15 protein-coding genes and 1 tRNA gene are annotated in these 12,521 nt (G+C 68.5%); 14 read left to right on the forward strand and 2 right to left on the reverse strand.

The window, feature by feature from the left end; genetic code table 11:
• Positions 1-358 precede the first annotated feature (358 nt).
• Both VED21_RS24425 and VED21_RS24430 read left to right on the forward strand, forming a co-directional pair.
• Positions 359-1,156, forward strand: coding sequence for an undecaprenyl-diphosphate phosphatase (locus tag VED21_RS24425; RefSeq protein ID WP_324886916.1), 798 nt, complete (start codon positions 359-361; stop codon positions 1,154-1,156).
• A gap of 175 nt (positions 1,157-1,331) precedes the next feature.
• Positions 1,332-1,655 (forward strand): hypothetical protein, encoded by a 324-nt coding sequence (locus VED21_RS24430; protein ID WP_324886918.1) that lies wholly within the window; start codon positions 1,332-1,334, stop codon positions 1,653-1,655.
• A gap of 181 nt (positions 1,656-1,836) precedes the next feature.
• Here the strand turns inward: VED21_RS24430 and VED21_RS24435 are convergent, their stop codons facing one another.
• Positions 1,837-2,829 (reverse strand): complex I NDUFA9 subunit family protein, encoded by a 993-nt coding sequence (locus tag VED21_RS24435; protein WP_324886919.1) that lies wholly within the window; start codon positions 2,827-2,829, stop codon positions 1,837-1,839.
• A gap of 240 nt (positions 2,830-3,069) precedes the next feature.
• Here VED21_RS24435 and VED21_RS24440 point away from each other — a divergent pair.
• The 12 genes from VED21_RS24440 to VED21_RS24495 all read left to right on the forward strand — a co-directional run bounded on the left by VED21_RS24440 (position 3,070) and on the right by VED21_RS24495 (position 11,667).
• Positions 3,070-3,156 (forward strand) — tRNA-Leu (locus tag VED21_RS24440).
• A gap of 85 nt (positions 3,157-3,241) precedes the next feature.
• On the forward strand, positions 3,242-3,868 hold the full coding sequence (locus tag VED21_RS24445) for a ribonuclease D (RefSeq protein ID WP_324886921.1): 627 nt from the start codon (positions 3,242-3,244) through the stop codon (positions 3,866-3,868).
• Positions 3,869-4,056: 188 nt separating this feature from the next.
• Positions 4,057-5,031 carry a KpsF/GutQ family sugar-phosphate isomerase gene (locus VED21_RS24450; protein WP_324887048.1) on the forward strand — a complete coding sequence of 325 codons (975 nt, stop codon included), beginning with the start codon at positions 4,057-4,059 and terminating at the stop codon, positions 5,029-5,031.
• A 16-nt stretch (positions 5,032-5,047) separates the two neighbouring features.
• The gene (gene lptC / locus VED21_RS24455) at positions 5,048-5,908 is read left to right on the forward strand and encodes an LPS export ABC transporter periplasmic protein LptC (RefSeq protein ID WP_324886923.1); all 861 of its coding nucleotides are present in this window, start codon (positions 5,048-5,050) and stop codon (positions 5,906-5,908) included.
• Positions 5,905-6,759, forward strand: coding sequence for an LptA/OstA family protein (locus VED21_RS24460; RefSeq protein WP_324886925.1), 855 nt, complete (start codon positions 5,905-5,907; stop codon positions 6,757-6,759). The genes lptC and VED21_RS24460 overlap by 4 nt, the downstream gene beginning before the upstream one ends.
• A 20-nt stretch (positions 6,760-6,779) precedes the next feature.
• Entirely contained in the window at positions 6,780-7,586 is an 807-nt protein-coding gene (gene lptB, locus VED21_RS24465; protein ID WP_324886927.1) for an LPS export ABC transporter ATP-binding protein, read from the forward strand.
• Positions 7,587-7,606: 20 nt separating this feature from the next.
• Positions 7,607-9,151 carry an RNA polymerase factor sigma-54 gene (rpoN, locus tag VED21_RS24470; protein ID WP_324886929.1) on the forward strand — a complete coding sequence of 515 codons (1,545 nt, stop codon included), beginning with the start codon at positions 7,607-7,609 and terminating at the stop codon, positions 9,149-9,151.
• Between the two features lie 123 nt (positions 9,152-9,274).
• A complete protein-coding gene (gene hpf, locus VED21_RS24475) occupies positions 9,275-9,865 on the forward strand; it encodes a ribosome hibernation-promoting factor, HPF/YfiA family (protein WP_324886931.1) in 591 nt (196 codons plus the stop codon).
• Positions 9,866-9,901: 36 nt separating this feature from the next.
• On the forward strand, positions 9,902-10,360 hold the full coding sequence (ptsN, locus tag VED21_RS24480) for a PTS IIA-like nitrogen regulatory protein PtsN (protein ID WP_324886933.1): 459 nt from the start codon (positions 9,902-9,904) through the stop codon (positions 10,358-10,360).
• Between the two features lie 95 nt (positions 10,361-10,455).
• On the forward strand, positions 10,456-10,998 hold the full coding sequence (locus VED21_RS24485) for a Uma2 family endonuclease (RefSeq protein ID WP_324886935.1): 543 nt from the start codon (positions 10,456-10,458) through the stop codon (positions 10,996-10,998).
• A 23-nt stretch (positions 10,999-11,021) separates the two neighbouring features.
• The gene (locus VED21_RS24490) at positions 11,022-11,267 is read left to right on the forward strand and encodes a hypothetical protein (protein WP_324886937.1); all 246 of its coding nucleotides are present in this window, start codon (positions 11,022-11,024) and stop codon (positions 11,265-11,267) included.
• Complete coding sequence (locus tag VED21_RS24495) at positions 11,248-11,667, forward strand: putative toxin-antitoxin system toxin component, PIN family (RefSeq protein ID WP_324886939.1); 420 nt, start codon at positions 11,248-11,250, stop codon at positions 11,665-11,667. The genes VED21_RS24490 and VED21_RS24495 overlap by 20 nt, the downstream gene beginning before the upstream one ends.
• Positions 11,668-11,676: 9 nt before the next feature.
• On the opposite strand, the gene ubiG is transcribed toward VED21_RS24495, so the two are convergent.
• The gene (gene ubiG / locus VED21_RS24500) at positions 11,677-12,420 is read right to left on the reverse strand and encodes a bifunctional 2-polyprenyl-6-hydroxyphenol methylase/3-demethylubiquinol 3-O-methyltransferase UbiG (protein WP_324886941.1); all 744 of its coding nucleotides are present in this window, start codon (positions 12,418-12,420) and stop codon (positions 11,677-11,679) included.
• Between the last annotated feature and the right edge of the window lie 101 nt (positions 12,421-12,521).

Consider the following 12,521-nt stretch of genomic DNA (forward strand, 5'->3'; position numbering starts at 1 on the left):
CAAGCGGCGGGTCGCCACGAACCGGCGCCGCCGCGGTTGATTCCAAAAAGCCGCGGACGACGCGGTCGGTGGATCATATACCGCAACAGCATAAGTCGCGCGAGCAAAAAATCGCCGATAGGTCGTGTGTGCTGACCTAACTGTGACAGGGTGTCGCGGGTCCTGCCCCAATCCAGAATCGCATGCGATAATCGGAAAGAAAATTAGTACCGAAACGGACCAATCCCTCTCTTTGGGGTACCGAGCCATCCCCCGTCGCCAAATCCGGCGGGCGCTGCTATAAGCGCGGCCAAGCCTGCCGCAGCGCACCATGGCGGCGGGACGCCTGGGATTCCCACCTCCGCACAGCGACGGACCGATGTCGTATCAATACCTGGAAGCCGCCCTCCTCGGCTTCGTCGAAGGGCTGACCGAGTTCCTGCCGGTGTCCTCGACCGGCCACCTGATCCTCTTCGTCAACCTGCTGGGCTTCGAAGGCCCACCCGGCAAGGTGTTCGAGGTGGCGATCCAGCTCGGCGCCATCCTGGCGGTGTGCCTTGTGTATTTTGCACGGCTGTGGCGCGTGGCGGTCGGGCTGAAGGACGACCCGCGGGCATGGCGCTTCGTCTTCGCCATCCTGCTGGGCTTCCTGCCGGCGGCGGTGCTGGGCGCCGCGCTGCACGGCTTCATCAAGACGGTGCTGTTCAACCCCACGGTCGTCTGCGTGTCGCTGATCGTCGGCGGCATCGCCATCCTGGTGGTGGAGCGCTTCCTGCCCACCCCCCGCTATCATGAGATCGAGCGCTTTCCCGCCTCCCTGGCGCTGAAGGTCGGGCTGTTCCAGAGCATCGCCATGATCCCCGGCGTGTCGCGCTCCGGCGCCACCATCCTGGGGGCGCTGCTGATGGGCGTGGACCGGCGCACGGCGGCCGAGTTCTCCTTCTTCGTCGCCATCCCCACCATGGCCGGCGCCGTCACCTACGACCTCTACAAGAACTGGAGCAGCATGAACATGGACGGGGCGGTGCTGATCGGCATCGGCTTCGTCATGGCGTTCCTGTCCGGCGGGCTGGTGGTGAAGGCGCTGCTCGACTTCGTCGGCCGCTACGGCTTCAGCCCCTTCGGCTGGTACCGCATCGCCATCGGCATCGCCATGCTGGCGTTCCTCTATCTTTGACGCAGGGAAAAGCGCGCCGTCTTTGTCATGTGATTGAACAAATTCGTCACTGACCAGGATGTACGCGTAAGGTTCAGACAATAGATCGCTAAATTTAAAGAAATAGCGTGCATTCCCCCGCGGCTTTATTGTGCGGCTGCCGCCGAAGATGGCGGTCGTACCTTTGGCCGCCGCGATGCCTGGAAAATTCCTTACCATCGACCGTGAAGCGCCGTGCCCGTTCTGTGGGCGCGTGGTGGTGCTGTGGCGTGGGGAGTGCGTGTGCGGCAGCGTGCCGCAGCACCGGCCCAGCGCCATCGGCTGGTGCGCGCTGGCGGTGGCCGCCCCGGCGGCGCTGCTGGCCGCCTACACCACCAGCCACCTGTTCCACGACGGCGCCATGGACCCGGCCGACACGCTGCTGGTCGTCCTGTGCTGGCTGGTCATCCTGGGTGCCGGCGCGGTGGCCTGGGTGACCCGCCGGCTGGTCTGGGAACCGCCCCCGCCGCCGCGCCGCTGAGCGCGCACATGAAAAAGCCCCGGCCATCGGCCGGGGCTTTTCGCATTCCGACAGGCGTCGCGCCTCATACCGGCGGCGCTTGATCGCTTCCATCGAGCGCCGCCGGTAAAACCCGACAGCCCTTTGCCACTGGCAAAGGGCGAGAGGGTGATACGGACGGCGCCTTCAGGCGCCGTCCGTATCAGGTCGGGTACTTCTCGTGCACGCCCACGTCGCGGGTCAGCGTGTTGGTGCGGCCGCCGACGATGAAGCGGTGCAGGTAGGTGGGCAGGATCACCTCCGGCGCCGTCGGCGTGAGGCCCAGTTCCTTGAAGCCCGGCGCGTTCGCCGACACCACGTTGTCGCGCTTCAGCAACTCGACCTGATCGCGGGTCAGCAGCGGGGCGATGAGCGGCACCTTCTCCAGGATGCCGCCCAGCGTCTCCGACACGCCCCAGGGCAGCGGCAGCAGCAGGCGGTGCTTGCGCTGCACCACCTTCAGCATGAGCTGCATCAGCTCCTTGAAGGTGTAGGTGGTGGGGCCGCCCAGTTCATAGGTGCGGCCCTTGGCGTCCTCGCGGTCGATGACCGCGCAGATGGCGTCAGCGAGGTCGCTGACGCTGACCGGCTGGAAGCGCGTCTTGCCGCCGCCGACCAGCGGCAGCACCGGGCTGATCTGCGCCATGGCGGCGAACTTGTTGAAGAAGCGGTCCTCGGGGCCGAAGACGATGCTGGGGCGCAGCACGGTGGCCTCGGGGAAGGCCGCCAGCAGCGCCTTCTCGCCCGCCGCCTTGGAGCGCGCGTAGTTCGACGTGCCGCCCGCGTCGGCGCCCAGGGCCGAGACGTGCACCACGCGATCCGCACCGGCCTCCTTGGCCAGGCGCGCGATGCGGGACGGCGTGTCGACGTGCACGGTGTTGAACGACCAGGGCCCGGTCTCGAACAGGGCGCCGATCAGGTTGATGACGACGTCGCTGTCCTTCACCGCCCGCGCCACCGACGCGTCGTCGCGCACGTCCACCGCCAGGGGGACGATCTGCCCGACGGCGCCGGCGGTCTTCAGGTAGTTGGCCTGGTTCGGGTGCCGCGTGGCGATGCGGACGACGGCGAAGCTCTTGGCGAGGCGGCGGACGAGGTGGCGGCCGATGAAGCCCGACCCGCCGAACACCGTGACAACCCGATAGCGATAGGACATCGACCTTCTCCCGTGCCGATCTGACGGAACGTCCGTGATTGCGTGGAATGGCCTTCCGGCCGACCGGAAGCTGCTTATATAGAAACCACACGCGCAGGGCTAGCGTTGCTCGCCGCCGCGCGGGTGAATCCGCGTGCCGTCGCGCCGCCGCTACCCCCTTCGGAAAAACTTTCTGCGCTTCGGCAAAAAATCGTGTTGACAGAGGGGGTGGGGCAGGGGTACTCAGACGGCCCACACCGAGCCCAGGTGGCGGAATTGGTAGACGCGCAGGTTTCAGGTACCTGTGGCAGAAATGTCGTGGAAGTTCGAGTCTTCTCCTGGGCACCAATTCTGACGGCTACGCCGCGTGCTTCTTGCACCGCGGCGTTTGTCGTTTCTAGGACCCTGCTTGGGTCATGTGCGGAGGCATCCCGTGCCCATCGACCTGCATGACGGTGACCTGCCCGACGGCCTCGACCTCAAGGCCGCGGCGCGTGGCGGCGCCGTCGCCATCGACACCGAAACCATGGGCCTCAACCCGGCGCGCGACCGGCTGTGCCTGGTGCAGCTCTCCGCCGGCGACGGCACCGTCCACCTCGTGCAGTTCCGCCGCGGCGCCTACGACGCGCCGAACCTGAAGCGGCTGCTGACCGATCCCGAGGTGGTGAAGCTGTTCCACTTCGCCCGGTTCGACGTGGCCGTCATGCAGGCCTACCTCGGCGTCGTCGTGCAACCCATCTATTGCACCAAGGTCGCCTCGAAGCTGGTCCGCACCTTCACCGACAAGCACGGGCTGAAGGACCTCTGCAAGGACCTGCTGGGGGTCGAGCTTTCCAAGCAGCAGCAGTCCTCCGACTGGGGTGCCGAGGAGCTGACGCCCGAGCAGATGAAGTACGCGGCTTCCGACGTGCTGCACCTGCACGACCTGAAGGCCAAGCTGGACGCCATGCTGGCGCGCGAGCAGCGCACGCATCTGGCGCAGGCCTGTTTCGACTTTTTGCCGGCCCGCGGCGCCCTCGACCTGGGCGGCTGGGACGAGCCGGACATTCTGGCGCACTGAGGCGGCGGCGCCGGGCCGGAGTTTGACCGCCGCTCCGGCGCCCGGCATACTGCCGCCCATCGGATGACGGACCCGTGACGGACATCGTTGCAGATACCAACGTTGCAGACCCCAGCAGGGCAGTGACCGACGTGAACCGCGCCATCGACCGCCGCACCGAACCGGCCCAAGACGCCCCGCTCGCAACCCTGACGGAGCCCGAGAGCGGCCTGGCCAGCGCCGTGCGCGTCCTGCGCCTGGAGGCCGCCGCGCTGGAGCAGCTGGCCGCCGGCCTGGACGGTGCCTTCACCCGGGCGCTCGGCCTGCTGGCCGGCGTCGCCGGCCGCGTCGTCGTCACCGGCATGGGCAAGAGCGGCCACATCGCCCGCAAGATCGCCGCCACGCTGGCTTCCACCGGCACGCCGGCGCTGTTCGTCCATCCGGGCGAGGCCAGCCACGGCGACCTGGGCATGATCGCGCGCACCGACGCGGTGATCGCGCTCTCCAATTCCGGCGAGACGAGCGAGCTGAGCGACATCATCGCCTACACCCGCCGCTTCGCCATCCCGCTGATCGGCGTCACCCGCCGCGCCGGCTCGACGCTGGCCGAGCAGGCCGACGTCACCCTGCTGCTGCCGGCGGCGCCGGAGGCGTGCCCGCTGGGGCTGGCGCCCACCACGTCGACCACCATGATGCTGGCGCTGGGCGACGCGCTCGCCATCGCGCTGCTGGAGCGCCGCGGCTTCTCGGCGCAGGACTTCCACGCGCTGCACCCCGGCGGCCAGCTCGGCCGGGCGCTGCTGCTGGTGACCGACGTCATGCACAAGGCCGACGCCGTGCCGCTGTGCAACGCCGCCGCCCCCTTGAGCGAGGTCATCCTGGAGATGTCGACCAAGCGCCTGGGCTGCGTCGGCGTCACCGGCGACGACGGCCGCCTGGTCGGCATCATCACCGACGGCGACCTGCGCCGCCACATGAACCCCGCGCTGCTGACGCAGACGGCGGCCGACGTCATGTCGCACAAGCCCAAGACCATCCGCCGCAAGGCGCTGGTGGCCGAGGCGCTGCGCGTCATGAACGACAAATCGATCACCACCCTGTTCGTCAGCGACTCCGACGACACCTCCGACCGCCCCATCGGCATCGTGCACATCCACGATTGCCTGCGGGCCGGTGCGGCCTGACGGGAGAACGCCGATCATGCCGGGCAGCGGACGCGACGACGGGATGGGGGCAGGGCAGGGCCGCACGGCGCCGCGCCCGTCCACGCACGACGTCCACCGCCGCCGCGTCACCCGGCCGGTGGGGCGCGTCTACAGCCGTTTCGTCTCGCTGATGAAGTTCGCGCTGCCGGCCCTGGCGCTGGCCATGCTGGCGCTGGTCGCCGCGTGGCCGTCGCTGACCGAGCCGCCCAAGCCGAAGATCGTCGCCGACAAGGGCCAGCTGGAGATGATCAAGCCGCGCTACTTCAGCGCGGACGAGCAGAACCAGCCCTTTTCCCTGGTCGCCGTGCGGGCGGAGCAGTCGGCCGACCAGCCGGGCATCGTGCTGCTCGACCGGCCCGAGGCCGAGATGACCGAGAAGAACGGCACGTGGGTCACCCTGCGCTCCGACTTCGGCTGGTACGACCAAAACACCGGCATCCTGAAGATGCGCGGCGCGGTCCACGTCATGCGCGACGACGGCAACGAGTTCACCACCGACGAGGCCTTCGCCGACGTGCGCGCCGGCAACGCCTGGGGCGACGTCAAGGTGGCCGGCCAGGGCCCGCAGGGCGAGATCAACGCCCAGGGCTTCCGCATGACCGAGCGCGGCAAGGTGGTTCAGTTCCTGAACTCGTCCACCGCCACCGTGCAGTCGGCCGAGCGCGGCGCGCCCGCCCCGGCGGGCTCTTCGGGCGCATCGGCGCCGGCCCCGGCACCCTCCGCGATGCCCGCCGCACCGCCGCCCGCGGCGGTTCCGGCGCCTCCGTCGCCCACGGCACCCATCCCGGCCGTCAAGCCGTCCAACAGAACCCAGGGCCAGACCCAAGGCCAGAACGCGGGAGGCAACACGCGGTGAGGTTCGCACGTCCTACGGCCGCCGCCCTGCTGGCGGCCACCATGCTCTCCGCCATCACGCTCTCCGCCGTACCAACTGCGGCGCAGATGTTCCCCGGTACGTCCGGCGGCATTCCGGTGGAGATCAACGCCGATCAGGCGATCGAGTGGCACCAGGACGTGCGCGCCTACGTGGCACGCGGCAACGCCTCGGCCAAGCGCGGCGACAGCACCGTCTTCGCCGACGCGCTGACCGCCTACTACCGCGAGATCCCCGGCAAGGGGAACGAGGTCTTCCAGTTGGTGGGGGAGGGCAACGTCCGCATCGTCGCCCCCAACCAGCAGGTCTTCGGCGACCGCGCCGTCTACGACGTCGACAAGCAGACGGGCGTGGTCACGGGCAGGAACCTGAAGCTGGTGACGCCCAACGACGTGGTCACCGCCCGCGACTCGCTGGAATACTACGACGCCAAGGGCCTCGCCGTGGCGCGCGGCGACGCCGTGGCCGTGCGGCAGGACCGCCGGCTGCGCGCCGACGTGCTGATCGGCCAGTTCGTGAAGGGGCCGGACGGCGCCACCACCATGCAGCGCATCGACGGGGCCGGCAACGTCGTCGTCACCACGCCCAACGACGTGGCGCAGTCGGAGAAGCTGGTCTATTCGGTGGCCGACAACACCGCCGTGCTGCTGGGCGACGTGCGCATCACCCGCGGCGACAACCAGCTGAACGGCGAAGCCGCCGAGATGAACATGACCACCAAGATCAACCGCGTGATCGCCGGGCCGAAGAGCGGCGGGCGCGTGCAGGGCCTGCTGGTCCCCGGCTCCGAACCCGGCGCGGCGCCGGGCGGCAAGCCGGCGGCGGGCCGTTGACCCGGCCGGCGGACACCGACATGGCCCTCGACGTCGATCCCCACGCCACCGGATCCGCCGCGTCGCCCGACGCCGCGGCATCGCGCGCCGCAGCACCCGCGCCAGCGGAAGGGCTGGTCGCCCGCAACCTGGGCAAGTCGTTCAAGAAGCGGCCGGTGGTGCGCGACGTCTCCATCACCGTGCAGCGCGGCGAGGCGGTCGGCCTGCTGGGTCCCAACGGGGCGGGCAAGACCACCTGCTTCTACATGATCACCGGCCTGATCGCGGCCGACGTCGGCACCATCCTGCTGGACGGCCAGGACATCACCGGCCTGCCCATGTACCGGCGCGCGCGCCTGGGCATTGGCTACCTGCCGCAGGAGGCGTCGATCTTCCGCGGCATGTCGGTGGAGAACAACATCCGCGCCGTGCTGGAGGTGGTCGAGAGCGACCGCGACGTCCGCGAGACCATGTTGGACGAACTGCTGGCGGAGTTCTCCATCACCCACCTGCGCCGCGCCCCGGCGCTCGCCCTGTCGGGCGGCGAGCGGCGGCGCGTGGAGATCGCGCGGGCACTGGCCTCGCAGCCGCACTTCATCCTGCTGGACGAGCCGCTGGCTGGCATCGACCCGATCGCCGTCAACGACATCCGCGAACTGGTCAGCCACCTGCGCGACCGCGGCATCGGGGTGTTGATCACGGACCACAACGTGCGAGAAACGTTGGACCTCGTCGATCGGGCATACATTTTGCACGATGGTATGGTATTGATGGAGGGCGAGCCGTCGGAGATCGTGGCGCACGAGGATGTGCGCCGGGTCTACCTCGGCGATCGGTTCAGCCTCTAGACGGGTTCCTCCATCCTCCCATGGCGCTCACGCAACGGCTCGATCTCCGCCAGTCCCAAACCCTCGTGATGACGCCGCAGCTGCAGCAGGCGATCAAGCTGCTGCAGCTGTCCAACATCGAGCTGTCCGACTTCATCGACCGCGAGATCGAGCAGAACCCGCTGCTGGAGCGCGATGACGGCGACGACCGCCCCGCCGCCGGCGAGGCGCAGTTCGACGGCGCTGGCCCCGACGGGGCGGAGGACGCGGCACCGCCCGCCGCCGACGGCCGCACCCGCGACACGGTGGAACTGACCAGCTCCGAGACGATGGGCTCCTCCACCGACTCGCCGCTCGACACCGACTACGAGAACGACTACGCCGACGACCGCTTCTCGGACGGCACCGACGGCTCCTCCGACATCTACGGCTCCTGGCAGGAGCGCGGCGGCGGCGGCTTCGACGGCGAGGACGCCAACCTCGAAGCCACGCTGACCGGCGAGAAGAGCCTGCGCGAGCACCTGACCGAGCAGCTCAACATCGACCTTCCCGCCCCGGCCGACCGGCTGATCGGCCTTGCGCTGATCGACATGGTGGACGAGGCCGGCTACCTGCACGTCGACCTCGCCGCGCTGGCCGAACAGCTGGGCACCACGCTGGAGCATGTGGAGCGCGTGCTGGCCTGCGTGCAGCGTTTCGACCCGCCGGGCATCTTCGCCCGCTCGCTGAAGGAATGCCTGGCGATCCAGCTGCGCGAGAAGAACCGGCTGGACCCGGCCATGCAGGCCCTGCTCGACAACCTCGACCTGCTGGCGGCGCGCAACCTGACGGCCATCATGAAGGTGTGCGGCGTCGACGCCGAGGACGTCGCCGACATGGTCGCCGAGATCCGCAAGCTGAACCCCAAGCCGGCGCTGTCCTTCGATCACACGCCGCCGCAGCTGGTGACGCCCGACATCCTGATGCGCGCCAGCCCCGGCGGCGGCTGGCTGATCGACCTCAACCCCGACACGCTGCCGCGCGTTCTGGTCAACCAGCGCTACTTCGCCCGCATCCAGGGCGAGGTGAAGAAGAAGGCCGAAAAGGAATACCTGTCGGAGCGGTTCCACTCCGCCAACTGGCTGGTCAAGTCGCTGCACCAGCGCGCCACCACCATCCTCAAGGTGGCCAGCGAGATCATCCGCCAGCAGGACGCCTTCTTCATCCACGGCGTCTCGCACCTGAAGCCCCTGATCCTGCGCGACATCGCCGAGGCGATCGGCATGCACGAAAGCACGGTCAGCCGCGTCACCACCAACAAGTTCATGGCCACGCCCCGCGGCGTGTTCGAGCTGAAGTACTTCTTCACCTCGGCCATCCAGGGCTCCGACGGCCAGGCCGCCCATTCGGCCGAGGCGGTGCGCCACCGCATCAAGCAGATGATCGACGCCGAACCCCCCACCGACGTGCTGTCCGACGACAAGATCGTCGAGATCCTGCAGAAGGAAGGGATCGACATTGCGCGGCGGACGGTGGCGAAGTATCGTGAGGCGTTGAAAATCCCGTCATCGGTGCAGCGTCGCCGTGCCAAGATGTCACGCATGTAGCCCGTATTCGCGCAATCGGGTTTCGTTGACAGTCCGGACGCCCGCCACTATGGTCCCCGTCCGCACGTGGCGTCGCGTCACTGTTATCTGTCCAATGCGGACCAAAATCGGAAACCTCCCAAGATGCAACTGACCGTCAAAGGCAAGCAGCTTGACGTTGGCGATGCCCTGCGCACGCACGTCGCCGACAGCCTGAACACCGTCGTCGGCAAGTACTTCTCGAAGCCGATGGAAGCCAACGTCGTCCTCTCGCGCGAGGCGCACCTGTACACGGCCGACATCCAGGTCCGTGTCGGCCGCGGCATCGTGCTGCAGTGCGCGTCGCAGGCGACCGAGCCGTACCCGGCCTTCGACACGGCGGCCGACAAGCTGGACAAGCGCCTGCGCCGCTACAAGAGCCGGCTGCGCGGCCACCACGCCAACGGCGAGGGCAATGTCGAGCTGCAGCCGGCCCGCTACCAGATCCTGGAAGCGGAGAAGGACGAGCACCACGACGAGGCAGTGGCCGAGAAGGCCGCGCCGATGGTCATCGCCGAGATGCAGACGCACATCGACACCCTGACGGTGAGCGAAGCCGTGATGCGGATGGAGCTGGGCGAGCTGCCGGCGCTGATGTTCCGCAACAGCGCGCACGGCGGCCTGAACATGGTCTACCGCCGCGCCGACGGCAACGTCGGCTGGGTCGATCCGGGCGTGGAGAAGGCCGGCGCCTGATCCCTGGCGCCGGTACCCCCTAGGGCCAAAGCCGTCATGATCGATCTCATCACGCCGCAGGCGATCCTTCCGAACCTGAAGGCCGGCAGCAAGAAGCAGGCCTTGCAGGACATGGCGCGCAGGGCGGCGGAGCTGACGGGCCAGCACGAGCGGGCGATCTTCGACGTGCTCCTGGAGCGCGAACGGCTGGGCACGACCGGCGTGGGCCATGGCATCGCCATCCCGCACGGCAAGCTGCCCAGCCTGGAGCGCGTCTGGGGCGTCTTCGCCCGCCTCGAGCGGCCGATCGACTACGACGCCATCGACGAGCAACCGGTCGACCTGATCTTCCTGCTGCTCGCCCCGGAACAGGCCGGCGCCGACCACCTGAAGGCGCTGGCCCGCGTGTCGCGCCTTCTGCGCGACCAGTCCATGTGCGAAAAACTGCGCGGCTCCGACAGCGCCGACGCCATCTACGCGCTCCTGACCCAACAGGAAGCCAGCCACGCCGCCTGACGGCGGATCGCGCCGAGGAGGGCGACCTCCTCGCGCATTTTCTCCCTTTCAAACACGTTCTGGCGGCACGATGTGGAGTGCGGTACCCTAACCGCATGCCGAACGCCGTGCGCCAGCCCTGGATGCCGCCCGAGGAGTACCTGACGTACGAGCGTACGTCCGACGTCCGCCACGAGTACGTGGACGGCGAGGTGTACGCCATGGTCGGCGCCAGCCGGCGGCATGCGAGCGCCGTCCTGAATCTGGCCGCGGCGATCCGCCCTGCTGCCCGAGGCCGCGGCTGCGACGCCTACGCCACCGACGTGATGCTTCGGGTGGAGGCGGCGAACGCCTACTACTACCCGGACCTCGTGGTGACGTGCGATCCGGCCGACGACGATCCTTACATCGTCAAGGCGCCGTCCCTGATCGTGGAAGTGCTGTCGGATTCGACGGAACACATCGACCGGCGGGAGAAGCGCGCGTCTTACCAGACGATCCCCAGCCTTCGCGAATACGTCCTGGTCGCCCAGGACGAACGCCGCGTCGAGGTCTACCGCCGCCAGGACGGCGGCTGGGTGCACGAGATCGTCACCGAAGGCGAGGTGATGCTGGAGACGGTGGGCGTCACGCTGTCCCTGGACGATGTGTACGCCTGAAAACGCAATTCCGGGAGTTTCCCATGGGCAAGGCCATCGTGAACGTCGAGATCCCGGTCAGTCCGGAAGCCGCCTCGCGCCTTCAGGACGAGGTTGTCCGCCAGCGGGCCGGAGCGTTCCTTGAAGCGGTCTTCGGACCGGGCGACCCGCGGCGGGACGAACTGCTCGACCTGATGGACGCGGTGGGCCGCCGTGCCGAGGAGGCCGGCCTCACCGAGGGGGACATCGAAGCCGAGCTTGCGGCCTACAATGCCGAACGTCGTCTTTGACGCCAGCGCGCTGGTCAGTGCGCTGCTGTGGCGACGGTCGGTTCCGGCGCAGGCCTTGCTTGCGGGGTACGAGTTCGACGTTCTGGCCTATTCGGACGATACGCTGGAAGAACTCGCCACCGTACTGGAGCGCCCGAAGTTTGCCGCCATGGCAACGCTGGATGAGCGGGAACGCTTCTTGGGGTGGTTGCGCGCCGCCGGCACCCGCTACGAGCCGACCGAGCGCGTAACGGCGTGCCGGGATGCAAAAGACAACAAGTACCTGGAATTGGCGAAGGCCGCGGAGGCCTGGGCGATCGTCACCGGTGACGCGGACCTGCTGGTGCTGCATCCCTTCGGCAGGACGTCGGTTTTGCGACCCGCTGCTTATCTGGCGGCGCTTCAGGCCCGCCTGCCCTAAGCGGCGGCGCTATGCCTTCACCGCCCAGCCCATGTAGTTCACGTCCAGGTCGCGCGGGTTCAGGCGGAACTCGTCGGTCAGCGGGTTGTAGGTGATGCCCGTCAGGTTGCCGAACTCCATCCCGTGCCCGCGCAGCGCGCCCGCCAGCTCGGACGGGCGGATGAACTTGCGCCAGTCGTGCGTGCCCCTGGGCAGCCAGCGCAGCACGTACTCCGCGCCCACGATCGCCAGCGCGAAAGACTTGGCCGTGCGGTTCAGCGTCGCCAGGAACAGGATGCCGTCGGGCTTCAGCAGGTCGGTGCAGGACTTCAGGAACAGGTCCACGTCGGCGACGTGCTCGATCACCTCCATGGACAGCACCACGTCGAAGCGCCGGCTCTCGCTGGCCAGCGTCTCGGCTGTGGTGACGCGGTAGGCGACGGGGGTACCGGTCTCCTCGGCGTGCACGCGGGCGGTCTTGATGTTGCGCTCGGCCGCGTCGATGCCCAGCACGTCGGCGCCCATACGGGCCACCGGTTCGGCCAGCAGGCCGCCGCCGCAGCCGATGTCGACGACGCTCAAGCCCTCCAGCGCGCGGGGGGCGTGCGGGTCGCGGCCGAATCGGGCGCACACCGTGTCGCGGATGTAGGCCAGCCGGATGGGGTTGAACTTGTGCAGCGGCCGGAACTTGCCGGTTGGGTCCCACCACTCCGCGGCCATGGCGGAAAAGCGGGCGATTTCGTCGGAATCGACGGTGCCGGCGGTCGCGTTCATCGGACAGATCCCGTACACTAAAAGGATGAGACAAATTGCCGGGCGTTCTTGCCTCGCGCCGGCCGGACAGAGTATGGATACGCCGCCCCGCGCCGGCAACA

Origin of the sequence: Azospirillum sp., from assembly GCF_035627195.1 — a bacterium.
Lineage (GTDB): Bacteria > Pseudomonadota > Alphaproteobacteria > Azospirillales > Azospirillaceae > Azospirillum.